This window comes from Thermostichus sp. OS-CIW-29 (genome assembly GCF_054058195.1).
In genome coordinates, this window is the sequence record NZ_JBSSAB010000040.1 from 1 (window position 1) to 22,456 (window position 22,456).

Here is a 22,456-nt window from a genome sequence, read left to right on the forward strand (position 1 = left end):
CCGGGCTTGTTTTGTTCTCTGGTAGAGCAGAACAGGCTCAGGGCTACTGAAAGCCCGCTCCGTACCGCTTAGCGGTCGGAGCCGGGTAGTTTACGTCGGGGCGATAAAACTGCAGCTCTGCCTGGGCTTCCCGAGCCATCTGTTCCCGGTAGGCCAGGGGAGCGATGACCTCGCCGTTGGGCCGCCAATCCCGCAGGCGCATGGTGAAATTGGTATCTCCCACCCGTACCCAGGCGCGGAAGTACCGGTCGCTGGTTGGTCTTTGCCGGACAATGTTCAAAATCTGTTCGCGCTCCCGCGCATCCGCCACTGCCTGCTGCACCAAAGCCGGGATCCGCTCGTAGGCAATGGGCTGGAAGGTGGGATGTCGCACTGTGCTTTCCACATAGCGACGGGCAAACTCCGGGGAAAATCGAAGGATCAACAATGCCTTGGGCAAGTAAAAATCGGATCCCCAGGCTTCTTCCCATGCTGCTTGGACTTCCTCTGGGCTGGGCAGCTTCTTTTGCCGTTTGCGGATTGCCAGCTCTGGCGGAATGGAAGGAGCGTCCCAGGGAATCACCGCCAGGCGCTCAGACTGGATCCGATCTAAGCGGAAATTGTGCCAGCCCAGGGATCCTTCGGGGGTGGGAAGCTGGCCAAAGGCTGCCAAATACTTGGCGCGGCGGGCATAGAACAAACAGACTGGGTAAGTGAGAACGTGTCGGATCCCATGTTGGCGGGTGGCGTAGTCAAAACCGATCACCCCTGCTTCTGGGTTGGCCCAAAGGGCTTCTAGCTGGCTTTGATATTCATCCACCCGTTCTTGCTGTTCGTCCGAGAGGATGTACTCAAACCACACAAACAGCCGCCGCTGCGAGTGCTGATCGCGCCAGCGGGACGGAGTCCTTTGGTTGGCCCAGATTTCATCCAGCAAAACCTGGACATCTGGATGCACAAAGGCCACATCGCTGAGGATGTGATAAATCTGCTCAAGCTGCTTGCCCGATAGAGTCCAAGTGGATGAAGGTGCCGGCAACTGGGGATGAGCCCCTGGGGCGCAGCAGCGGAAGTTGTCTCTTCGCTTGGGGTTGGCCTGAATTTGCTGCAGCCAACCCTGGGCGGCCAGGTAGTCCAGCTCTTTGCGCAGGGTGCGGTGGGTCTTGTGAAAGGGTCGGGCAGATAGCAGCGCTTCCAGATCCGGAACTTCTACTTTTAAGGCGGCCAATAGGTTGGGATCCTTCAGCCAAAACCTCAAGGGTTTCCAGCAAATGCAGTCAACATCAGGACAGGGTGAAGGGATCCCTTGTGCCAGATCCTGCTTGGGGTGCCGTGGTGAGAGCAAGCGATCCCGGATGTGGGTGTAGCCAAAGGTTTCCGGCAGGTCTGGCCAGCGGTTTTCGCCATAGAGGCAGTGGAGCAGTACCCACAGGCGCACGGCCCGCTCCAGGCGCTCGGCCAACTGACCGCCCGCTAACCAACGCAACACTTCCACCGTCAAAGGCAGCTCAAATCCGCTCATCCGACAGTTCCCTCGGTTCTTAGGTCAACCAGTTGATGGCACTCCAGGCCAGGGGTTTTCTTGGAGCAAGGCGCAAGTGAGAGCCTGACCACTCTGACATGAGTTGGAACCTTCCACTTCCAATCTCTTCCATACTGAAGTCAACCTGTCTCGTCAAATCTGCCCATGGCTGCTGTGGCACTGCATTTGCTTTCCGGCTGTCTGGCCGCTCGCGCCAGCGGGACGGAGTCCTTTCGCGCCAGCGGGACGGAGTCCTTGGACCCTCGAAGATCCCATTCTTCGGAACTGTCTTTTCAGGTCATCGAAATTGAGCTGACCCGACCGGATCGCCTGGTTTTTCCAGAGGATTTGGCTCAGCTTCAGCTGCCTGCCGGGATCAATGCCCAGCTGGGGGTGGTTCTGACGGGGCGGGCCCCCATTTGGCTGTATGGCTGGCTGGTGCATGAGTGCCACTTCACCCGTTGGGTGGCCTGTTATGACCCACGCTTGGGCGCGGTGGTGGTCTCCAGCCATACCCCCGAAGTGCGGGTGGGCCAGGTCATCCCCTGGGTGCAGGGAAGGCCGGGCAAGGCCTACGGCCCGCTGACGCGAACAGAATTGGCAGCGGCGGTGATGGTGGTGGGCCCCCCCGACAGTGGCAAAAGCCGTCTTGCCCGCGCCCTCTTCGAAGCTCTGCTGCCGGAGCATCCCGATATTTATCTGCAACGGGCCCATTGGGATGGGGAAGGCAATTGGACTTTAGACTTGCCACCAGAAGAGGCGAAGATCCTCAAGCACCAGTACCGGGGCTCTTTTACCCCCGAATTTTTCAGCTTCCATGCCCAGGCCATTCTGGCTTTGCGCCGGCAAAAGAGTTTGGTGATTGTGGATGTGGGCGGCAAGGTGGATCCGCAAAAGCAGCCGATCCTGGAAGCCTGCTCCCACTACCTGGTGGTCAGCCGGGATCCCGAGGCTATCCCTCTCTGGCACGAGTTTTGTCGAGACCGGGGCAATTTGCGCTGTGTGGCCATCCTGCACACCTCGCCCGGCCCTCCTCAAGTGCTCAAAGACTCACCTGAGTTGGAAATTCGCTGGGATCCCAACTCTCCTCCCCCCGCGGAGCTGCTGCGGGCGGTGCGCCGCCTCATTCACTAGAGCTGCAGGTTCAGAATTGGAGGGGCGGGTCAGCATATATCGCATCCCGGACGCTGGCCGTTTTGGACGAGCGGTTGCACGGCGTTGTGTGCGAGTTCCAAGAGAGGTTTGCGGATCGCCTGACCAGGGGCTGCACCTGATGGCCAAGGTGTGTGGTTTTTGGGTTTTGGGTTGCCTTGTCGCCCTCTCGCTCCGTCAACTGCTCCAGGTTGGATTTACCGGTAAGCCGCCTCTGGGTTGGCTTCATGGCCGTAGAGATAGCTGAGAACCGAGTTGCGCAGGCGGTAGTACTGCGGATCTTCAAGAATCCGCTCGCGATCCCGAGGGCGCGGGAAGGGGATGGTCACGATCTGCCCGATGGTGGCTGCAGGGCCATTGGTCAAAGGACTCCGTCCCGCTGGCGCGAAAGGACTCCGTCCCGCTGGCGCGATCAGCACCAGGCGGTCGGCCAAAAACAGCGCCTCATCAATGTCGTGGGTAATCATCAAAACCGTGCAGCGATGTTCATCCCAAATGCGCAACAGCTCCTCTTGCAGCTCCTCTTTGGTAATGGCATCCAAGGCCCCGAAGGGTTCATCCAAAATCAGCACTTCTGGACGGATGGCCAACGCACGAGCAATGGCTACCCGCTGTTTCATCCCTCCCGAAATTTGCGAGGGATATTTCTGAGCGGCTTCCCCCAGCCCCACCAAATCCAAATGTTCTTCCACAATTCGATGCTTTTCCGACTGGCTCTTTTGGGGAAATACCGACCGAACGGCCAAATAAACATTTTCATAAACCGTGAGCCAAGGCAACAGGGCATACCCTTGAAACACTACCATGCGCTCCGGGCCAGGAGCTGTAATCGGCTGCCCTTTCAGCTTCACCGAGCCACTGGTGGGCTGGGCAAATCCGGAAACCATATTCAGCAGGGTGGTTTTGCCACAGCCGGAATGCCCAACCAAGCAGACAAACTCTCCCTCGTTCACACTGAGGTTGATATCTCGCAAGACGGGATAATCCCCCTTGGGAGTTGAGTAGGTCTTGCTGACATTCTCAAGGCTTAGGTAGGGTTCTGCGGCTACGTTCGCTGGGGTAGAGGTTGTCAAGAGGGCAGTCATCGTAGGGTGCTCCAACTCATGATTTTCTCACAACGGGGAATGTGCTTTTGCAAGGGCGCCCAAGTGGGTATCTAGAGCAACACAGGACGACGATCTAAGGCAACCTCGGCTACATAAATATCGTGCTTAATCGCCAAACTGTTGAGGTAGGCCAGGGGATCCTCACCATTAAAGGGGATCCCGTCGAACAACTGAATGGGCTGCCGCTGGTAAGACACATCCAGCCCCAGCTCGCGGGCTGCCGTACTGAATACCCCCACCTGACATACCCGCTCCACGATCTCCACCCAGTTGCGAGGGAAGGGCAGATCCCCCCAGCGGGCCATTTGGGTCATCATCCACAGATGCTCGGTGCGGCTGGGACGGTTGCCGGCTCCCAGAAAGAAGCGGTGGTGGGCATATTCCCGCATCGGCCTGTCCAAGTCACAGATCAGACGCTGGGGATCCCCCAGATGAATGTAGGATGGGTCGGTGCTCAGGTAGGCGCGGCGGCTGAGCAGCTCGCGAATCTCGTCGTGATAGGCCGGGTCTTCACAGTAGCGGCAGGCTTCCAGCAGCGCTTTCACCAAGGCAATGTGGGTGTTGGGATAGGCCCTGGCCCAATCTTCACGCACCCCCAACACCTTGCCGGGATGGCCCAGCCAAATCTCCAGATCCGTAGCCACCGTAAAGCCGCTGCCCTCCAGGGCGGCCCGCAGATTCCAAGGCTCTCCCACGCAGTAGCCGTCGATGTTGCCGGCTGTTAGGTTGGCCACCATCTGGGCCGGTGGCAGGGTTTTCAGCACTACATCGTGATCCGGGTGGATCCCGCCGGCTGCCAGCCAATAGCGCAGCAGCAAGTTGTGCATGGAGCTGGGATGCACCACCCCAAAGGTCAGCCGACGGCTGGGGCTATCCAGGATGTAAGCCTTCAACTGGCTCAGCGTGTGGATCCCTTGCTCGTAGAAGCGCCTGTGCAGGGTAATGGCATTGCCGTTGCGGGTCAAGGTGAGGGCAGTCACCACCGGCTGGGGTGGGTTGTCCCCGCCGCCCAGAGACATCCACACCGGCATGCCGGCGGGCATTTGGGCCGCATCCAAGTAACCTCCCTGGATGCCGTCTTGGATCCCTCGCCAACTGGTTTCCCGCACCAAATTCACTTCTTCCAAGCCGTGTTTGGCAAAGAACCCTTTTTCTTTGGCCACAGCCAACGGAGCGCAGGCAGTGAGGGGCACAAAGCCGATCTCCAAGTTGATCTTTTCCAAGCCATGCCTGGCCACCACAGTGCTTCGGCGAGCACGCCATTGCTTAATCCGTTTTTGTTGGTTCAAAAAGTAGATGATCTCGCTGCGGTAGCTGTAGTAGCTGGGATGGTTGACCACCTCCAGCCGACGGCGGGGCCGAGGAATGTCAATGGTTAAAATGTTCCCAATTCGGGATCCCGGCCCATTGGTGAGCATGACCACACGATCTGACAGAAGAACCGCTTCGTCCACATCGTGGGTGACCATGAGGGTGGTCATCTGATGTTCTTCGCAGATGCGCATCAACTGCTCTTGCAAGTTCCCGCGCGTGAGCGCATCCAAAGCGCCAAATGGCTCATCCAGCAGCAACACTTTGGGCCGCAAAGCCAGGGCACGGGCAATGGCCACCCGCTGCTTCATCCCCCCGGACAATTGGGCTGGGGGCTTATCTGCGGCATGGCGCAAACCCACCAGATCAATGTGCTCTTCTACGATCTGCTGACGCTCCGCCGGAGAATGGTTTTTAAGAACGGCATTCACCGCCAGCGCAATGTTTTGCCGAACCGTTAGCCAAGGCAAAAGCGAGTAATGCTGAAACACCACCATGCGATCGGGGCCGGGAGCGGTGATGGTATGCCCATCCAAAGCCACGATCCCCCCCGTAGGCAAAGACAGCCCCGCCACCATGTTCAATAGGGTGGATTTGCCACAGCCGGAGTGGCCGATTAAGGAGACAAACTCCCCTCGATGGATTTGCAGATCGATCCCTTTCAGAGCAAGGTATTCCTGCCCTCCGGGCAGAGCAAAAGATTTTTCCACCTGCTCCACACTGACCAATACAGACACAGAAAACCTCCCAACCTATCACCCGTCTAGCCTCAAACCAACCACATACTGACAACACATCCAACACATCATTGGTTGGCTATCTTGTTTTGCAAAACAGACATCAGGCGATCCAAAAGCAATCCCACCGCTCCGATGTAGATGACGGCAACGATGATCTCCGTAACGTAGTTCTGCTGGTAGGCATCCCAGATGAAAAAGCCGATCCCCGGCACACCCGACATCACAATCTCTGCGGCAATAATGGCCAGCCAAGACAGGCCGATGCCGATGCGCAGACCTGTGAACATGTAGGGCAGGGCTGAGGGCAGCAACACCTTAAAAAAGAAGTCCACTTTGGAGAGCTTGAGCACTTTGGAGACGTTGATGTAGTCTTCCGGGATCTGTCTCACCCCCACAGCCGTGTTGATGAGAATGGGCCAAATTGAGGTAATAAAAATAACGAACAGGGCAGCCGGCTCATTGCGTTGCAAAGCAGCCAAAGATATGGGCACCCAAGCCAAGGGAGCTACCATGCGCAAAAATTGGAAAATGGGATCCAAAGCTCGGTTGATCCACACACTGCTTCCCACCAAAATGCCCAACGTGATGCCCACCAAAGCGGCACTGCAATAGCCGATGGCCACCCTTTGTAGGCTGGCCAAGGTTTGGCGCAGCAGCCCTTGGTCGAGGTCGCTGTTGCGGTACAAAGGATGCAGGATCAGGTACCGGCTGCGCTCATCCATCCACACATCCCAGGGCCCCGGCAGCCGAATAAGGTTGGCACTGGCCAAGAGCTGCCAGATGAGCAGGAATCCGACAATACCCACCACAGGGGGGAGAATCTGATCTCGGTACTTCGCCAAATCGAGCTTCGCCGTTGCAGATTTTGCCGGAGAAGAAAGTGTTGTCGTCATAGCTCCTAGAGGAGGATAGGGTTTTACAAGGTTCTCTGTTGTCGCGCTCTCAGAACATTCCAGCCGCAGGGTTCTACAACGTGTTGGAAACAGAGCATGAACTGGGATTGGCCTTGCCTTTTCGTTGGATGGGCAAACACAGGGATTGCAAACTCAACAAAACTCTCACGACAATCAGAAAACCCAGGATTCCTACGGCTATTGAAAGGATGAGCTTGTCCCAGCGGGGCTGGGCCGGCCTCTCAAAAGGAGGATCCCTGAAGAGTTCGCGCGGAACGTGAAGTAGAGCCAACATAGCCGATCCTCAACATGGCATTTAAAGTTATTCAAAAAGTGCGAGGCTCATAGCATCCATCAACTTTCCATCGTTTGGGCAGAAAGCTCGGCACCGCTTTTTTCGACCTCGTGGGATCCCACAGGTAGGCAGGATCCCTGTCGCGCGAGAGATTCGAACAAGGAAACGGTAAGCCATGGACTTCCTGCGAAAGAAGGTGAGGAACTTGGCCCAATCAAGCTATTCAGCTAGACCCTTTTGATTTTCAGGCTGTTCAGGTAAGCCTGCGGATCCTGTGGGTCAAACACCACACCGTCAAAGAAACGCTCTGTTCCCCGCGAGGTGTTGTTGGGGATGTTCTTCACCCCCAGTGCCTGGGCGGCCTCACGCCAGAGATCTTCACGGTTCACTTCATCCACCAGACGACGGGCAGTATCCAGATCGGGAAGGAAGCGAGCGTGGAAGCCCCAACGCAGGGATTCCGTCAGGAACCAAAGGTCATGGCTCTTGTAGGGGTAAGAGACGCTGCCCCGGCCATCTTCCCAGTACAAGGGCCCGGCATTGAAATCTTGAACAGCTGGCTTGCCGTCTCCCAATTCGTATTTGCCTTGAAAGGGAGGGGTGAGAACTTCAACCGGCACATTCAGGTAGGCACGCCCTGAGAGAATGCGTGTCAGTTCTTCTCGGTTGGCCGGATCGTCGCACCATTGCTGCGCTTCCATCACCGCCATCAAAGTGGCTTGTGTGGCCCTGGGGTTTTGCTCTACCCAATCGGCGCGAATGGCCAAGTATTCTTCGGGGTGAAAGGGCCAAATCTGTTGGGTAAGGGCCGCCATAAACCCGATCCCATCGGCCACAATCCGGTAGGGCCAGGGATCCCCCGTGCTAAAAGCATCCATGGTGCCATTGCGCATTCCCTGCACCGTTTCGGCAGAGGGAACCGCCAACAGGTCAATGTCTTGATCCGGATCCACCCCCCCGGCGGCAAGCCAGTAGCGGATCCAAAAATCTTGATTGGCGTTGGGGAAGGTATAGGCAGCTTTGAACTTGCGCCCGTTGCTGGCGCTGAAATTTTTGATGTAATCCGCGGCTCCCGAGATATCCAGCCCCAAACCCTTGCCAGCATGCATTCCGGCAATGGCAATCCCGTTGCCTTGGGTGATCAGCTGACACAGAACTGCCATGCGCACCGGCTGATTGTTGGTGATGGCGCCAATGTGGATCATGTGAGGCATCGGCATCTGCCACTGGCCACCGTCGATTCCCCCACCCGCTGAGCCGATGACCACGTTGTCACGGGCTGCCGGCCAACTGGCCTGCTTCAACACCTCTACACCGGTCATGCCGTGCTTGTCGAAAAAGCCCTTCTCCTTGGCGATGATCAGGGGGGCAGACTCCACAATCGGTATAAAGCCTAACCTGAGATTGGGGGTTTCTGGGCCGCTGGCCTGGGCAACCCAGTAGCCTGTGCTGGCCCGTGCTAAGCTGCCACTCACGAGTCCACCCACGGTGGCCGCACCCGCAGACAGCAAAAAGTTACGACGTGACGTCATGCTCACCTCATCGAAAGGATATGTGAAGGCAAGATGGAAGCTTTCCGGTTCAAGTTGCCTGACCCACGGATTTCCTTCGTGAAATCTCAAGAAATCCTTAAATCTCAGCTTGGTTGATATCCTAAGGGCAAATAAATATAGAAACAATACAATTATTATTTTGGTAAGCATAGACTTTCGTTTATCATTGTTGCGATGGCTTAGGTCTCAATGGCGTTTCCTCCAACGGCGGCTTGCTCTGGGCAAAACAACTCAACAGATTGGGGATCCCTGCCCCATGCCGGCTATCACTGGGATGGCTGCACAGAGCGGTTTTTTGAGGGTTGGTATAGCCGCGTCACCTTGCCCGGGGATCCGCCCATTAGCTTTGCCTTCATGTACGCCATCGATCCCAAGCGCGGGGGCATGGCTCAGGTGTTGGGGCCAGAGGAGGAGCTGCATTGGCGCACCTTCCCCAATCCCCGCCGCTTTTGGGCCAGCTCAACCCATCTGGCCTTGGGGCACTCAGGGATCCCAGGCCCCGGCTGTCGCGGCCTTCAGGATCCCTTCACCTTCTTCCAGCGCACCGCCAGTGGCTACCAATACACCGCCCACCTCAATCAGGGGATTTTGCCGGATCCCTTGGGCTCTGAGCCCATTCGCTGGCTTTACCGCATTCAGCCTCGTTTTGCCTATGGGATCCCACCCCGAGCCACCATGGGAGCCTGGTCTTATCTGCCCATCTTTGAGCCGGGCTGGCAGATCCTCATGAGCCATGGCTTGGCCACCGGCTGGGTGGAGTGGAGAGGCAGGCGCTATGCATTTCAGCAGGCTCCCGCCTACGCCGAAAAAAATTGGGGCCAAAGCTTTCCTCGCCGCTGGTTTTGGATCCAGTGCAACGCCTTTCCCCAACATCCCGGCCTTAGCCTCACCTGTGCCGGAGCTGAGCGGCAGGTGCTCACCCGCCCCGAAGAAGTGGCCCTGATCAGCCTGCATGGATGGGGATCCCAGCCCTTTTTGGAATGGCGACCCGGATCCGCTCGGCTGACCTGGCAAGTGGATCCCTGGGGATCTTGGCGAATCCGGGGAGAGAGCGCCCTCTGGTGTATTCGGCTGGAAGGGCACACGCGGCGGCCTGGCCAAACTGTATTCACTCCTGGCCCAGAAGGGATGCAGCGCAACTGTCGGGATACCCTGGCAGGACATCTGCACCTGCAGCTTTGGCAGCGCAACGGCCAAGTCTGGACGCCGGTGATCAAGACCACCAGCCCCCAAGCCGGCCTCGAAGTGGGGGGAGAAGTCCGGCAACCTTGGCAAGGGCAATGTTAACGCTGGCGGATATCTACACCCCCGCTGGACTTTCCAAAGAACGCTCTTGTGCTAGAATGCCTAAGCCACATTGATAGATGTCTATCTCTGTCTCTGGATAGTACTGGATAGTATCTGAGTAACTATGGACAGATAGTATGGACAGACAGTCAACCGTGGTTGGCCCGCCCCTTTTGCGCCTGTAGCTCAGTGGACTAGAGCACGTGGCTACGGACCACGGTGTCGGGAGTTCAAATCTCTCCAGGCGCGTTTTGGCCCCAGACAGCTTCCGTCTGGGGTATTTACCGTCCCTTGGTTTCGCCAGAACTTGTGCTAGGATTACCCCTATCAAGTCCGCCTTGATGCAGGCGTAGGGAGCCCGAGGATCATGTTTGAACGCTTTACAGAAAAAGCCATCAAGGTGATCATGCTGGCCCAAGAAGAAGCCAGACGGTTAGGTCACAATTTCGTTGGCACCGAGCAAATTTTGTTGGGGTTAATCGGCGAGGGCACTGGGGTCGCCGCCAAAGTTCTCAAGTCCATGGGAGTGAACTTGAAGGACGCCCGCATTGAAGTCGAGAAAATTATCGGTCGGGGATCCGGTTTTGTGGCCGTCGAGATCCCTTTCACTCCCCGCGCCAAGCGAGTGCTGGAACTCTCCCTAGAAGAGGCCCGCCAGCTCGGCCACAACTACATTGGCACTGAGCACCTGCTCCTGGGCCTGATCCGAGAAGGGGAGGGAGTAGCGGCCCGCGTCTTGGAAAACCTGGGGGTGGATCTGTCCAAGGTGCGCACCCAGGTGATCCGCATGTTGGGCGAGACTGCCGAAGTGACGGCAGGGGGGGGATCCTCCAGCCGCACCAAAACGCCCACCCTGGACGAATTCGGCTCCAACCTCACCCAACTGGCCCAGGAGGGCAAGCTGGATCCGGTGGTCGGTCGGACGCGGGAGATCGAGCGGGTGATCCAGATCTTGGGCCGCCGCACCAAGAACAACCCCGTCCTCATTGGCGAGCCGGGGGTGGGCAAAACTGCCATTGCCGAAGGCTTGGCCCAGCGCATTGTGCAGGGGGATGTGCCGGATATTTTGGCCGACAAGCGGGTGATCAGCCTGGATATTGGTTTGCTGGTGGCCGGCACCAAGTACCGCGGCGAGTTTGAAGAGCGCCTCAAGAAAATCATGGATGAGATCCGCAATGCCGGCAACATCATCCTGGTCATCGACGAGGTACATACCCTGATCGGGGCCGGGGCTGCGGAAGGGGCGATTGATGCCGCCAACATCCTCAAGCCTGCTTTGGCCCGCGGCGAGCTGCAGTGCATCGGCGCCACCACCCTGGATGAGTACCGCAAGCACATCGAGCGGGATGCTGCTCTGGAGCGCCGCTTCCAGCCCATCATGGTGGGCGAGCCGACGGTCTCCGAGACCATCGAGATCCTGTTTGGCTTGCGGGAGCGCTACGAGCAGCACCACAAGCTGAAGATCTCCGATGCGGCCTTGGATGCAGCCGCCAAGCTGGCCGACCAGTACATCTCCGACCGCTTCCTGCCGGATAAGGCCATCGATTTGATCGACGAGGCTGCTTCGCGGGTGCGCCTGATCAACTCTCAACTGCCCCCGGCGGCCCGGGAGCTGGATCAAGAGTTGCGGCGAGTGCTCAAGGAGAAAGACGCTGCGGTGCGGGCCCAGAACTTCGACAAGGCTGGTGAGCTGCGGGATCGGGAGATGGAGATCAAGCAGCAGATCCGCGCCATTGCCGCTGCCAAAAAAGCCGAGGAGAGCAGCCGCAGCGAAATGCCCGAGGTAACCGAAGAGGACGTGGCCCAAGTGGTCAGCGCCTGGACGGGGGTGCCGGTGGCCAAGCTGACCGAGAGCGAGTCAGTGAAGCTGCTGAACATGGAAGAAACCCTGCACCAGCGCATCATCGGCCAAGACGAAGCGGTGCGGGCCATCTCCCGGGCCATCCGCCGCGCTCGGGTGGGGCTGAAAAATCCCAACCGCCCCATCGCCAGCTTCATCTTCTCCGGCCCAACAGGGGTGGGCAAAACCGAGCTGACCAAGGCTTTGGCAGCCTACTTCTTCGGCTCCGAGTCGGCCATGATCCGCCTCGACATGTCGGAATACATGGAGCGGCACACGGTCAGCAAGCTGATCGGATCCCCGCCGGGCTATGTGGGCTACAACGAGGGGGGTCAGCTCACAGAAGCGGTGCGGCGTCGCCCCTACACGGTGGTGCTTTTCGATGAGATCGAGAAGGCGCACCCGGATGTGTTTAACCTATTGCTGCAAATCCTGGAGGATGGCCGCCTGACCGATGCCAAAGGCCGCACGGTGGACTTCAAGAACACCCTGATCGTGATGACCTCTAACATCGGCTCGAAGGTCATCGAGAAGGGCGGCGGTAGCCTCGGCTTCGAGTTCAACACCAACGACGAGGATGCCAACTACAACCGCATCCGCAACCTGGTGAACGAGGAGCTGAAGCAGTACTTCCGTCCGGAGTTCCTCAACCGCGTGGACGAGATCATCGTCTTCCGGCAACTGACCAAGGATGAGGTGAAGCAGATTGCCGACATCCTGCTCAAGGAAGTGTTTGACCGCATGACGGAGAAGAAAATCCGCCTTACGGTCAGCGACCGCTTCAAAGACTTGGTGGTGGAGGAGGGGTATAACCCCAGCTACGGGGCACGCCCGCTGCGCCGCGCCATCCAACGCCTGCTGGAAGACATCCTGGCGGAAGAGATCCTGACTGGGCATGTCCGGGAGGGATCGGAGGTGCTCATCGATGTGGATGAGGAGCGCAAGCCCAAGGTGCTGGTCACGGAGCCGGAGCGGGTTCTCTTGCCTCAAGGGGCGGAGTAAAGCTGGCTTTGAGAGGTCCTCAGACTGCAAGGGATCCGTTGGGATGCTGCGGATCCCTTGTGGTCCTCAAGTGTTGTTTTTCTGGTGTTTTTCAGTTGAACAGACCCAGGCGTAGGAGATCTCTGGCATGGTGCAATCGACCTACTACTACTATGGCGGCGCTCCGGTTCGTACCCCACCCCCAGATTTGGCTTCGCTGCTGCTGCAGGAGCGCATTGTCTACCTGGGCTTGCCCCTTGCAGAGGAGTCGAATGCCAACGTCACCAAGCTGATCATCGAGCAACTGCTGTATCTGCAGTACGAGGATCGGGAAAAGCCGATCAAGATGTACATCAACTCGACGGGCACCTATAACTACGACACAGCGGCCTTTGCCATTCTGGACACCATGAACTACATCAAGCCGCCTGTGCATACTATCTGCATCGGCAATGCCATTGGGATGGCGGCCATGTTATTGGCAGCAGGAGCCAAAGGATTTCGGGCCAGTCTGCCCAATGCCACGATCGTGCTCCACCAGCCCTATGGGGGCACCCGTGGACAGGCCAGCGACATCGAAATTCGCACCCGCGAGATTCTGACTTTGCGCAACATGATGCTGGAGCAACTGTCCCGCAGCACGGGCCAGCCTATGGAGCGCATCAAGAAGGACACGGAGCGGCTATTTTTCATGACACCAGAGGAAGCCAAAGCCTACGGCCTCATCGATCAGGTGCTGACCAGTTCCAAAGGCGTGCCGAAGTTGGCAGCAGCCAAAAACTAAAGCAGAGGGATCCGTCCATGGTTCAAGTTCCCGTACAGCCTTTAACGGCGGAGGAGTACCTCCACCTCACGGACTGGCCTTATGGAGGACGGATTGAACTTGAAGACGGGTCTATTCGGGAAGTGCCAACCGAGGAGCGCATCAACACCCTCATTGAGCTGTTTCTGGTTGCGGAATTGCTCAAGTTTTTGCCCATCCAACGCCTGAGCTTGGGCCAAGTTGAGGTCGAAGTGCCCGCAGCCAAGGCTCGGTTGCGCAATCCAGAGGTGATGGCTTTGCATCCCGCTATGTGAGCTTGCTGGGAAACGGTTGCGGAATCCTTGCCTGCACATGCCCCTGCCGCTGTTGGTGGTGGAAGTCGTTTCCCCCGGAGTAGACAATGAAAAACACGATTATCAAGACAAGCGCAAAGATTACGCTGCCCGTGGGATCCCAGTGGATCCAGCCAAGCAGTCCGTTTCCGCGGTGCGCTGGGTTGGCGGAGAATACGAAGGCGAGGTCAAAACTGGATCTGGACGCATTGTTTCCTCGGTTTTGCCCCAGCTGGATTTGAGCGCGGAAGATATCTTACAAGCGCGTCGTTCTGTGTTTCATACTTTGCCAGGAGAAACTTATGCCGATTGGAGTGCCTCGGGTTCCCTACCGTTTGCCCGGCGAGCCCTATAGCCAGTGGATTAGCCTTGACGATCGCCTGTACCAAGAGCGGATTTTGTTTATCGGCGAGCCCATTGACGATAGCTTGGCCAATACCATCGTGGGGGTGATGCTCTACCTCAACTCGCAGGATCCGCAAAAGGACATTGTGATGTACATCAATTCTCCCGGTGGCTCTGTGACGGCGGGCATGGCCATCTACGACACCATGAACCACATCAAGCCAGATATCGTTACGGTTTGCGTGGGCCAAGCAGCTTCAATGGGAGCCTTTTTGTTGGCTGCTGGCACCAAGGGCAAGCGGTTTGCCCTGCCCCACTCCCGCATCATGCTGCACCAGCCTTCTCTGGGCACGATCCAAGGCCAAGCCAGCGACATTGAAATTCGCGCCCGCGAAACTCTGCGAGTCAAACGACGCATGAACGAGATCTTGGCGCAAACCACCGGCCAACCGCTGGAGAAAATCGAGCGGGATGTGGAGCGAGACTTTTACCTCTCGGCCACGGAAGCTCAGGCTTACGGCATCGTGGATCGGGTGATCCAAGAGCGCTCGGAAGCCATGGCCAGCTAAAGGGATCCCCCCCTTTCCCCCAGCAACAGGTCGAGGGGTTGGGAAAGGTTGGGAGGGATCCCTTCAAGGGGTGGAGTTCAGTGGACAACGCTAGGAGAACCGGTCGGATGGGCCAACGGCTCTGGAGTGCAGGACTGGGCTGCTGCGCGGGTCTGCTGCTGCTTTGGCCGGAAGCTTGGGCACTGCCCCCTGCCGATGAGATCCCGGAAGAGGTGTTGCGGGCCCAGCCAGATTTGCGGGCTCCCTCTCCGGTCGATAATCAGCCCCTCACCGCCGCCGAAGCTCTAGAACTCCAGGAAGCCTTGGCAGCTCGGCCCGAAACCGGATCTGTCTCTCCAGAGGTGGAGCGGCTGATCTTTTTGCTCAGGCTGCGCAAAGGGTTTCGAGATCTGTTTCCCTTCCTGTTTTGAAGGTTCAGACCTGAAGAGGAGCCGGTGGGATCCCTTTTTGGTAGCGGTAGGGTCCGGCGCGGGATCCCCAGGTTTGTTGGCCAGTGGCGGCGTCAAAGCCCCGATCCCAGGTGATGAATTCGCTGGGGGTGAGGTCGAACTCGATGTGGATATAGGTGCTATCCCCGGGGTTCAGACGACATTCTCCACCTGGCAGCATTTCGCCGTGGTAGCAGTCTGGGCGCTTTTCCACCAAAATGCGACAACCGGGCAAATGCTCCAGGTCGGCCAAGGAGAGCTGCGCCAAGCGCTGCGGATCCTGAGAGGCACCTGCCCAAGCTGCTTGATCCCGCAATTTGTAGTTCTCGATCCGCAAGGGATCCCCCAATACCTGGAGCACCCGGCTGCGATAAAACTGGCCCGGCGTGTGCTGGTTAAATTGCTCGGTAAAAAAGCCGATCCCCTCCGAGAACAGGTGGGGAAGGCGCACGTACCAAAGGCTGACCGGCACAAACCACACCGGCTCTGCCATCGCCTGGGTGCGGTTGCTGTAGTAGCCCTCCAGCCAGTTGGCCAGGGTGTGCAAGTCGGAAGCGGATTTTTCGTCTACCATAGGGAGCTATGACAAAACTTACCCCCAGCTCTAGCTATAGCATTGCCCTGCGCATTCGCCTGCTCAACCAGCCGGGAGCCCTAGCCCGCGTCACCCAGGCCATTGCGGAAGTGGGAGGCAGCCTCAGCCAGATCGATCTCATCCACCAATCGGCAGCAGAAACGGTGCGAGAAATCTGTGTAGATGCCGTCAGCAGCGAGCATGCTCAGCAAATTTACACCGCCGTTGCCTCCTTGGCCAATGTGAAGGTGGAGCGGGTGGTGGACCGCACCTTTGAGCTGCACCGCGGGGGAAAGCTGCAGGTGGTGGCCAAAAGCCCCCTGGAGAGCGCCGCCGATCTGGCCATGGCCTACACGCCGGGGGTGGGGCGGGTTTCCCTAGAAATTGCTGCCAACCCCGCCGCGGTCTATGAGTACACCATCAAGGGCAACAGTGTAGGCATTGTAACCGATGGCAGTGCGGTGCTGGGCTTGGGGAATGTCGGCCCGGAGGCAGCTTTGCCGGTGATGGAGGGGAAGGCGGCGCTGTTCAAGCGCTTTGCCGATATCGATGCCTTTCCTCTGTGCCTGGCCACTCAGGAGGTGGGGGAAATTGTAGAGACGGTGGTGCGCCTGGCGCCGGGATTTGGCGGCTTTAACCTGGAAGACATCAGCGCCCCTCGCTGCTTTGCCATTGAGTCTCAGCTCAAGGCCCGCCTCAACCTGCCGGTGTTTCACGACGATCAGCACGGCACCGCCATTGTGGTGCTGGCGGCGCTGCTGAATGCCCTGAAAGTGGTGAAAAAGAGCCTAGACGAGGTGCGCATTGTCCTCAACGGGGCCGGGGCAGCCGGCATTGCCGTGACGCAACTGCTGCGGCGGGCCGGGGCAGCCCACATCCTGGTCTGCGACCGCCAAGGGATCCTTAGCCGCTCCCGTTCCGATCTCACCCCCGAGAAGGCGGCCATTGCCGTCGAGGAGAAGGGATCCCTGGCGGAAGCCTTGGTGGGAGCGGATGTGTTTATTGGGGTGAGCGTGGCCAATGCCCTGACAGTGGAGATGGTAGAAAAAATGGCACCGGATCCCATCGTCTTTGCCCTGGCCAACCCGGTGCCCGAGATCCAGCCGGAGCTGGTGGGCAATCGGGTGGCAGTGATGGCCACGGGCCGCAGCGACTACCCCAACCAAATCAACAACGTGCTGGCCTTTCCGGGCGTGTTTCGCGGCGCCCTCGACTGCCGCGCCAAGCAGATCAACACCGAGATGTGTGTGGCTGCCGCTCAGGCCATTGCTGCCTTGATCCCTGCCGAAGAGTTGGATCCCCAGTGGATCATCCCCTCGGTCTTCGACGGGCGGGTGGTTCCTCAGGTGGCCGCTGCGGTAATCCAGGCTGCCCGCCAAACCGGCGTGGCCGGGATCCCTTGAGGGCTACCTAGGGCACCAGGTGACAAGCCACAAAATGCCCCGCGCTCACCTCGCGAAAGGCCGGGGGTGGATCTTGGCCTGTTCCTTCCCTGGGGGGAACTCACACCAGACGACCCAAGCGCTCCCGCAACTCAGCGGCGGCCTGCTCCAGGTGCTCAGGGGTGTAACCGGTGGTCTCTACCCTGACAGCAAGGTGGGTGTCCTGGCTCTCGTGGAGGTGGATCCACAGAATGTGGCGGCCGTCCTCTGTTTTGCGGTTTGCAGCTTTGAGGCTGTTTTTGGGGGCAGAGTAAGCGTGCGGGTCGTAGCGGACCAGATCCACCCAGGGAATGTCTCGCAGGAGTTTTTCCACCTTGACCCAGCTGCGAGGACGGTGGTGGCTGCTGTCGACCTGCAGCTGGATGACTTCGGAGCGAGGTCGGCCTGAAAAGGACTCCGTCCCGCTGGCGCGATAGGACTCCGTCCCGCTGGCGCGATCGGGAAGACCTGCCCGAGGGATCCGGGGCTGAACTTCCGGCTGTAGGTAGGGCAGGTAGACCAAAGACTTGTATTGCTCATGGATGTAGCAAACTGGGATCCCCAATTGGCTGCCCACCACAGCCATGATCATGGCTTGGGCTTTGAACCCACCGGTGGCGGCAAAGGTGACGATCCCCTTGGCGCTCTCTGCCAACTGTTTCAACAGCTCGGCCATCCGCTCCAGAGAGGATCCCTCTAGCTCGTAGTCGATGCCGGGAAGGGGCACCAGAGAAACCTGTTGTTGGCCCAGTTCTCTTTCAAAGAAGAGCTTCAAAATCCGGGCACACTCCAGCCCATTGCGGAGTGCAGCAGAACCAAAGCATCGCCGGGGGTGGGATCCAGGCGGTAGTAGGTGTTGGTTAAGGACTCCGTCCCGCTGGCGCGATCGGCGCTGATCAGCTCCAGATCGGTTCTTTTCATCCAGGCCAGCGCTTGCTCCGGATCCCCGATGGTTTTTTGTCCCACCCAGGGGCGCTGCGGCTGCAGGTCTTTGTCAAGGTTGGTGAGCAAGGAGGTGCCCACAGTCATGATGATGGTCTGCATGATAGGCGGTTAACTCAAATTTTTCGAGAGCTCTGTCTTGCTTTGCGCCCAGAGCAGCTGGACTTTGCCGATTCTGCTATCTTCTCTGATATCTTCAAATCTGGAAAGTAACTTCGTTGCCCTTGATGTTGGTGATGGTGGCCTTCAGTTTTTGACCAATCTGGAAGCAGGCTTGGCGGGCCCGCTGTTGGGTCTAGTCTTGTGGGTATTGGTTGTTTTGCTGTGGTCTGTCCTGCTGGGGCTCGTTTGCCGCGCCTTGGGGAACGGCGTCCCTGCGACCAGAGTGGCTGTTGGGCTGGGATCCCTGGTGTGGCGGAGTCTCGCCAGCAGGCATCCCCCCATTCCCGTAGTAGCGGGCCATGCCTAGCCCAGGATCTGCAGCACCTCTGCCGGCCTGTCCTGTAGGGCTACATCTTCAGAGACTACCGCAAGTGGAACATTCATACTGAACAGTATCTGCGCGACCTTTGCTTCGAGACTGTTGAAGAATCTAATCACATCAAAATTCGGTTTTATGGAGATCCGCGCTATCAAATCGTTATGGCTAAAACTCCTGGCGACTGGAGGGCTGGCTGCAATATTTCAAGGACTCCGTCCCGCTAACGCGATCGGGATATTCGCAACCTCATTTTTGGCCTTTGAGATCCTGAAACGAATAAAGTTTAGTTGCAAACCTAACTTTCTCAGGGGGCACGCAGCTGAGAAAAGTTGAACCGAGTCCTGATAGGCTGAAGAAAAGTTGGGATCCCTGCCATGTTCTACCTGCCGGTCTCGCTGCTGTTGTTTTTCATGCTGGTGTTGCTGCTGCCTTTCCTCTGGCTGGGGCTGGCAGTGGATGTGGTGGCGCTGGCGGTGGGAAAGCTGGGGTTCTCGCGGGAGGGAGCGCTGTTACTGCTGCTGGCCATCCTGGTGGGCAGCTCGGTCAATATTCCCCTCTATCGGGTGAAATGCGAGGTGACGCTGGTAGAAGACCTAGCTAGCTTGTGGATGCGGCAGTTCTGGGGGATCCCTTTGACCAAGCTTTCCCAGGAGACGGTGATTGCCTTGAACGTGGGCGGGGGGCTGATCCCGGTGCTCTTGGCCCTATATCAATTTGGGCGGGCCGACAGCGTGCTGATCCTGGCGGTGACGGCGCTGGTAACCTTGGTCAGCTACTATGCTTCCCACGTGGTGCCGGGGATCGGCATTCAAATGAACCCCTTGATTGCCCCGGCTACGGCAGCCTTAGCCGCTCTGTTTTGGGCAGGGGACCAGGCACCGGCAGTGGCCTTTGCTGGTGGAGTTTTGGGCACGGTGATCGGGGCAGATCTCCTGCATCTGCCAGAAGTCCTGCGGCGCAACTGCTCTGGCATTCTCAGCATTGGCGGGGCCGGGGTTTTCGATGGTATTGCCCTCTGTGGCTTGTTTGCCCTGCTGCTGAGCTAAACCAGCAAATAGGTAAGGGAAAGGGTGATGGATTGGGCGGGATCCAGCCAACGCAAGTCGGGATCCCCTAAGGACTCCGTCCCGCTGGCGCGATCGGAGGCACGCTGAGTCAACTCCTCGAGGAGCGTTTGCGTCCATTCCAGCGGCCCATTGAGCAACATCGGCGAACGGGCTACCCCCAGTTTGCGGGCCATAGCCTTGAGGGCTTCCAAGCTGGCGGACAGGGGGCGGGTGCTGGCCACAAACAACAGCTCCGTCAGCCCTTGGGCATGACAGGTGAGCAAGTCAGAGCTCACAGCAGAGCGCAGCTCGCCATCGACCTCCGGCAAGGGTGGCAAAGTTAAACTGCTCTTGGCTTCCAAGCGAAGAGGTGTGGTGAAGTTGTCCTGAGGCAGGGGGGCCAGCAGGTGCAGTTGTCCGGTCGGGTCGATCAGCAACAGGTAGCCGTAGAGATCCTGCTCGCTGTTGTTGCAAAGGGTGAGATGCAAGGGATCCCCTCGCGTAAACCGCTGCATACCCACCTCAGCAGGAGCGGAAGTTGCGGACTGGACAAGGCGTGCCGCCAACGAGGGAGCTAAGGACTCCGTCCCGCTGGCGCGATTGGCAGCTCTACCTTTGACGGCCAACTCCGCCACCACCGCCAAGGAAGAGGAAACCGCATTGAGGGTGGTGCGCAAACGTTTGGCAGCCAGCAGATGGGCAAGACGGGGAGCTAACCGCTGGACGGCCATTGCTGCAGCCTCTCCTGCTGGGCCACAGGAATTCAGGAGCAATTCTCGCCCCGGCCAGAACAGGCTGTAGCTGTTCACTTCCAGGGGTTTGAGCAGGGTATCCGACCGTTCGCGCCAGCGGGACGGAGTCCTAAAAGCAGCGGCCATTTCCGGGGTGATGCGGCCCAACAAACAGTCCACCTGTCGCTCGCGGGGGTTGGCCGTTTCCATCCAGCTATAGCCGGCAATGGCATTGGTCAGATCCACCTTTTCAATGCGGCCCAGGTTCTCCTCTAGGCCAACCAAAAGCTTGAGCGTGCTGGAGAGGCCGCGCAGCTGCTCCCGCAAAGGTGTGCCCACAGGGGGAAGCTGCCCTTCCGGACTGGCCATCTGAACCTGAGCCAACAGCCCACTGCGAGAACGCATGAGCAGCGGCGTCGGCGAAGAGGCGGAAGGATCGGCGGGAATGGGAACCAAAAGAGTACCCGGCTGCAAACCACACAGGGCCGCCGATGGGATCCCGCCTAACCACACCTGAGCCCGATTTCCCTTCACTTCTTGAACTACCCCGCTGACCCCTGCCGGTGTGGGCATGAGAAAATAGGGGTGGATGTGTCGAGCAGTGTCTTTGCCTTCCAAGGTGGGGCGTTGGCAGGCGAAGAGGCCCAGCTCCCGCCGGCTGACCACCTGGTTAAAGGCCACCAGCAGACGGGTGGCAGGCGTGGTTTCCCACAGGTACTGCGTCAGCAGATAGGTGAGTACCCCGGCATAGAATCCTGGCCAAGCGGCTTCTGCTGCCAAGTCTTGCGGGGTGGTGGCCGAAATCAGCAAGCCCTTGGGCGGAGACGGCCAAACCCGCTGCGGCTCCGATCGCGCCAGCGGGACGGAGTCCTTGGAGTCCGAGATCGCGGCTGGGGGACGGGAACGCAGTTGCAAGTTGCCTCGCACCGACGGCGAGACATAGGTAAAGCCACAGTCCAGAAGGGTGGTGATCTGGGCAGTGCCCAAGCCTTCCAAAAGCCGGAAAAAGCTGTCTAGCTCCATTGCTGCCACTCCCTCAGAGCCAGACAACAGCAGCACCGGCTGCCAACAGTTGGGCGCGGATCCCAGCCGCCACTGGCCATAGCCGCTAAACTGCACCACCACTGTTTCAGCCGTGTGCCCTTGACCCCCCAAGTGCTCTGCAAAGGCCGATTGGATCCCAGCCGGCGTGGCTGCCCCATCGGTAAGGGTGAGAATGTCTGCCGGGTCAAAACCAAAGCGATAGAGGAGTAGCTCCCGCTGCAACTCCACATCTGTCAAACACCCTTGTAGCGCGGATCCCTCGCCAAGGTAGCGGTTAATACCGATGAGAACAGCCAGCTTGCGGGAGCCAGCCGCCAAAGCTTGCCCATATCGCTCAGCCCGGCCCCTCAACCAGCCAGGGGATAGGCCAAGACCGGCAGCAACCAGGAGGAGTTTTTGCAGAAAAGACCGCCTTTCCATGTTGACCCTCTGGGCTGACCCCCGGCCCAACGACTACCCCATCGGCCAGCGAGCCACAGCTAAACTTTGCACTGGAATCTGTTGCTGCCTATTTCAGGATATCCCCATCCACACAGCTTTTTCCCGAGATCGAGTGACAGTTTTTGGCGTTTTCTTTGCATTCCTTATCAATCAAACCTCCGCTACTTCCCATGGGGATCCCACGGCAGCGCTCTTCTGTCAGCTAGAAATCGCAGGAGCCCCGCACTGTACCCGTAGGGTCAGTGTCGGGAGGAATGCGCTTTGATGAAGTACAATGAACTTATGAGCCAAGTCCTGAGCATATCCTGCAAGCTCAAGGTGTCCCCGTCGCAAGCCGCCAAATTGGACGAGACATTGGATGCTTTCGGCCAAGCCTTGAATTGGGTCAACCAAAACACGCCAGAGAAAGTCGTCAACGCCGTTAAGCTCCAGTCTCTGTGCTACCGCGAAATCCGCGCCCGGTTCGGCTTGTCCAGTAACTTGGCTCAGCAGGTCTGCAGACGGCTGGCCGGCGCCCGTAAAGTTGCCCGACAGAAAAACCGCCCCGTCAAAACGTTCAAGGGTGGCTTCGCTACCTACGATGCACGTATCTTTTCGTTCCGCGAGAAAGACTGGACGGTGTCGCTGACCACGGTGGAGGGTCGGGAGCGCTTTGAGCTGGCGATTGGCCGCTACCAGAG

At 58.5% G+C, this 22,456-nt stretch carries 19 protein-coding genes, 1 tRNA gene and 1 pseudogene; 12 read left to right on the forward strand and 9 right to left on the reverse strand.

All coding sequences use genetic code 11. The annotated features are described in order from the left end of the window. Positions 1 to 43: 43 nt before the first annotated feature. Complete coding sequence (locus ACVWZJ_RS12365) at positions 44 to 1,501, reverse strand: TIGR03985 family CRISPR-associated protein (protein WP_011432247.1); 1,458 nt, start codon at positions 1,499 to 1,501, stop codon at positions 44 to 46. A 165-nt stretch (positions 1,502 to 1,666) separates the two neighbouring features. On the opposite strand from ACVWZJ_RS12365, the gene crn3 reads away from it, so the two are divergent. Continuing rightward, positions 1,667 to 2,635 (forward strand): CRISPR-associated ring nuclease Crn3/Csx3, encoded by a 969-nt coding sequence (gene crn3 / locus ACVWZJ_RS12370; RefSeq protein ID WP_414418106.1) that lies wholly within the window; start codon positions 1,667 to 1,669, stop codon positions 2,633 to 2,635. A 215-nt stretch (positions 2,636 to 2,850) separates the two neighbouring features. On the opposite strand, the gene ACVWZJ_RS12375 is transcribed toward crn3, so the two are convergent. The 4 genes from ACVWZJ_RS12375 to ACVWZJ_RS12390 all read right to left on the reverse strand — a co-directional run bounded on the left by ACVWZJ_RS12375 (position 2,851) and on the right by ACVWZJ_RS12390 (position 8,536). Then, positions 2,851 to 3,738: a nitrate ABC transporter ATP-binding protein gene (locus ACVWZJ_RS12375; RefSeq protein ID WP_011432250.1), complete on the reverse strand. Its 888-nt coding sequence runs from the start codon at positions 3,736 to 3,738 to the stop codon at positions 2,851 to 2,853. Between the two features lie 71 nt (positions 3,739 to 3,809). Continuing rightward, positions 3,810 to 5,807: a nitrate ABC transporter ATP-binding protein gene (locus ACVWZJ_RS12380; protein ID WP_457396247.1), complete on the reverse strand. Its 1,998-nt coding sequence runs from the start codon at positions 5,805 to 5,807 to the stop codon at positions 3,810 to 3,812. Between the two features lie 68 nt (positions 5,808 to 5,875). Continuing rightward, the gene (ntrB, locus tag ACVWZJ_RS12385) at positions 5,876 to 6,703 is read right to left on the reverse strand and encodes a nitrate ABC transporter permease (protein WP_414344145.1); all 828 of its coding nucleotides are present in this window, start codon (positions 6,701 to 6,703) and stop codon (positions 5,876 to 5,878) included. Positions 6,704 to 7,225: 522 nt separating this feature from the next. Further along, on the reverse strand, positions 7,226 to 8,536 hold the full coding sequence (locus tag ACVWZJ_RS12390; protein WP_457396249.1) for a CmpA/NrtA family ABC transporter substrate-binding protein: 1,311 nt from the start codon (positions 8,534 to 8,536) through the stop codon (positions 7,226 to 7,228). A 204-nt stretch (positions 8,537 to 8,740) separates the two neighbouring features. On the opposite strand from ACVWZJ_RS12390, the gene ACVWZJ_RS12395 reads away from it, so the two are divergent. From ACVWZJ_RS12395 to ACVWZJ_RS12430, 8 genes are all read left to right on the forward strand, one after another. Continuing rightward, positions 8,741 to 9,838, forward strand: a complete 1,098-nt coding sequence (locus ACVWZJ_RS12395) for a tocopherol cyclase family protein (RefSeq protein ID WP_457396250.1) — start codon at positions 8,741 to 8,743, stop codon at positions 9,836 to 9,838. Between the two features lie 175 nt (positions 9,839 to 10,013). Beyond that, positions 10,014 to 10,087: transfer RNA gene (locus ACVWZJ_RS12400), tRNA-Arg, on the forward strand. A 118-nt stretch (positions 10,088 to 10,205) separates the two neighbouring features. After that, complete coding sequence (locus ACVWZJ_RS12405) at positions 10,206 to 12,680, forward strand: ATP-dependent Clp protease ATP-binding subunit (RefSeq protein WP_011432255.1); 2,475 nt, start codon at positions 10,206 to 10,208, stop codon at positions 12,678 to 12,680. Between the two features lie 127 nt (positions 12,681 to 12,807). Further along, positions 12,808 to 13,443, forward strand: coding sequence for an ATP-dependent Clp protease proteolytic subunit (locus ACVWZJ_RS12410; RefSeq protein WP_011432256.1), 636 nt, complete (start codon positions 12,808 to 12,810; stop codon positions 13,441 to 13,443). 17 nt (positions 13,444 to 13,460) lie between these two features. Beyond that, entirely contained in the window at positions 13,461 to 13,736 is a 276-nt protein-coding gene (locus ACVWZJ_RS12415) for a hypothetical protein (protein WP_041436231.1), read from the forward strand. Between the two features lie 37 nt (positions 13,737 to 13,773). Next, on the forward strand, positions 13,774 to 14,109 hold the full coding sequence (locus ACVWZJ_RS12420; RefSeq protein WP_049749557.1) for a Uma2 family endonuclease: 336 nt from the start codon (positions 13,774 to 13,776) through the stop codon (positions 14,107 to 14,109). Continuing rightward, positions 14,057 to 14,668, forward strand: coding sequence for an ATP-dependent Clp protease proteolytic subunit (locus ACVWZJ_RS12425; RefSeq protein WP_011432257.1), 612 nt, complete (start codon positions 14,057 to 14,059; stop codon positions 14,666 to 14,668). Before ACVWZJ_RS12420 ends, ACVWZJ_RS12425 begins: the two co-directional genes overlap by 53 nt. 107 nt (positions 14,669 to 14,775) lie before the next feature. After that, the gene (locus tag ACVWZJ_RS12430; RefSeq protein WP_011432258.1) at positions 14,776 to 15,078 is read left to right on the forward strand and encodes a hypothetical protein; all 303 of its coding nucleotides are present in this window, start codon (positions 14,776 to 14,778) and stop codon (positions 15,076 to 15,078) included. Positions 15,079 to 15,082: 4 nt separating this feature from the next. Here the strand turns inward: ACVWZJ_RS12430 and ACVWZJ_RS12435 are convergent, their stop codons facing one another. Further along, positions 15,083 to 15,670 (reverse strand): chromophore lyase CpcT/CpeT, encoded by a 588-nt coding sequence (locus tag ACVWZJ_RS12435; protein ID WP_011432259.1) that lies wholly within the window; start codon positions 15,668 to 15,670, stop codon positions 15,083 to 15,085. Between the two features lie 8 nt (positions 15,671 to 15,678). Here ACVWZJ_RS12435 and ACVWZJ_RS12440 point away from each other — a divergent pair, with 8 nt between their 5' ends. Further along, on the forward strand, positions 15,679 to 17,073 hold the full coding sequence (locus ACVWZJ_RS12440) for a malic enzyme-like NAD(P)-binding protein (protein ID WP_011432260.1): 1,395 nt from the start codon (positions 15,679 to 15,681) through the stop codon (positions 17,071 to 17,073). A gap of 100 nt (positions 17,074 to 17,173) precedes the next feature. Here the strand turns inward: ACVWZJ_RS12440 and ACVWZJ_RS12445 are convergent, their stop codons facing one another. Then, positions 17,174 to 17,866: a putative CRISPR-associated protein gene (locus ACVWZJ_RS12445; protein WP_011432261.1), complete on the reverse strand. Its 693-nt coding sequence runs from the start codon at positions 17,864 to 17,866 to the stop codon at positions 17,174 to 17,176. Beyond that, positions 17,863 to 18,120, reverse strand: a complete 258-nt coding sequence (locus tag ACVWZJ_RS12450; protein ID WP_238376877.1) for a hypothetical protein — start codon at positions 18,118 to 18,120, stop codon at positions 17,863 to 17,865. Before ACVWZJ_RS12450 ends, ACVWZJ_RS12445 begins: the two co-directional genes overlap by 4 nt. A 768-nt stretch (positions 18,121 to 18,888) precedes the next feature. On the opposite strand from ACVWZJ_RS12450, the gene ACVWZJ_RS12455 reads away from it, so the two are divergent. Beyond that, a complete protein-coding gene (locus ACVWZJ_RS12455) occupies positions 18,889 to 19,560 on the forward strand; it encodes a DUF1614 domain-containing protein (RefSeq protein WP_011432264.1) in 672 nt (223 codons plus the stop codon). On the opposite strand, the gene ACVWZJ_RS12460 is transcribed toward ACVWZJ_RS12455, so the two are convergent. Continuing rightward, positions 19,557 to 21,755, reverse strand: coding sequence for a caspase family protein (locus ACVWZJ_RS12460; RefSeq protein WP_011432265.1), 2,199 nt, complete (start codon positions 21,753 to 21,755; stop codon positions 19,557 to 19,559). The genes ACVWZJ_RS12455 and ACVWZJ_RS12460 overlap by 4 nt on opposite strands. Before the next feature lie 303 nt (positions 21,756 to 22,058). Here ACVWZJ_RS12460 and ACVWZJ_RS12465 point away from each other — a divergent pair. After that, positions 22,059 to 22,456 (forward strand): annotated as a pseudogene (locus tag ACVWZJ_RS12465) (RNA-guided endonuclease TnpB family protein); the annotation flags it as partial.

What these genes read in the sequence shown, in the direction of transcription:
- ACVWZJ_RS12410 (WP_011432256.1), top strand. Translation starts at nt 12,808, where the DNA reads ATGGTGCAATCGACCTACTACTACTATGGCGGCGCTCCGGTTCGTACC.
- ntrB (WP_414344145.1), bottom strand. Translation starts at nt 6,703, where the DNA reads ATGACGACAACACTTTCTTCTCCGGCAAAATCTGCAACGGCGAAGCTC.
- crn3 (WP_414418106.1), top strand. Translation starts at nt 1,667, where the DNA reads ATGGCTGCTGTGGCACTGCATTTGCTTTCCGGCTGTCTGGCCGCTCGC.
- ACVWZJ_RS12365 (WP_011432247.1), bottom strand. Translation starts at nt 1,501, where the DNA reads ATGAGCGGATTTGAGCTGCCTTTGACGGTGGAAGTGTTGCGTTGGTTA.
- ACVWZJ_RS12425 (WP_011432257.1), top strand. Translation starts at nt 14,057, where the DNA reads ATGCCGATTGGAGTGCCTCGGGTTCCCTACCGTTTGCCCGGCGAGCCC.
- ACVWZJ_RS12420 (WP_049749557.1), top strand. Translation starts at nt 13,774, where the DNA reads ATGCCCCTGCCGCTGTTGGTGGTGGAAGTCGTTTCCCCCGGAGTAGAC.
- ACVWZJ_RS12395 (WP_457396250.1), top strand. Translation starts at nt 8,741, where the DNA reads ATGGCGTTTCCTCCAACGGCGGCTTGCTCTGGGCAAAACAACTCAACA.
- ACVWZJ_RS12405 (WP_011432255.1), top strand. Translation starts at nt 10,206, where the DNA reads ATGTTTGAACGCTTTACAGAAAAAGCCATCAAGGTGATCATGCTGGCC.
- ACVWZJ_RS12440 (WP_011432260.1), top strand. Translation starts at nt 15,679, where the DNA reads ATGACAAAACTTACCCCCAGCTCTAGCTATAGCATTGCCCTGCGCATT.
- ACVWZJ_RS12455 (WP_011432264.1), top strand. Translation starts at nt 18,889, where the DNA reads ATGTTCTACCTGCCGGTCTCGCTGCTGTTGTTTTTCATGCTGGTGTTG.
- ACVWZJ_RS12375 (WP_011432250.1), bottom strand. Translation starts at nt 3,738, where the DNA reads ATGACTGCCCTCTTGACAACCTCTACCCCAGCGAACGTAGCCGCAGAA.
- ACVWZJ_RS12450 (WP_238376877.1), bottom strand. Translation starts at nt 18,120, where the DNA reads ATGACTGTGGGCACCTCCTTGCTCACCAACCTTGACAAAGACCTGCAG.
- ACVWZJ_RS12415 (WP_041436231.1), top strand. Translation starts at nt 13,461, where the DNA reads ATGGTTCAAGTTCCCGTACAGCCTTTAACGGCGGAGGAGTACCTCCAC.
- ACVWZJ_RS12460 (WP_011432265.1), bottom strand. Translation starts at nt 21,755, where the DNA reads ATGGAAAGGCGGTCTTTTCTGCAAAAACTCCTCCTGGTTGCTGCCGGT.
- ACVWZJ_RS12435 (WP_011432259.1), bottom strand. Translation starts at nt 15,670, where the DNA reads ATGGTAGACGAAAAATCCGCTTCCGACTTGCACACCCTGGCCAACTGG.
- ACVWZJ_RS12430 (WP_011432258.1), top strand. Translation starts at nt 14,776, where the DNA reads ATGGGCCAACGGCTCTGGAGTGCAGGACTGGGCTGCTGCGCGGGTCTG.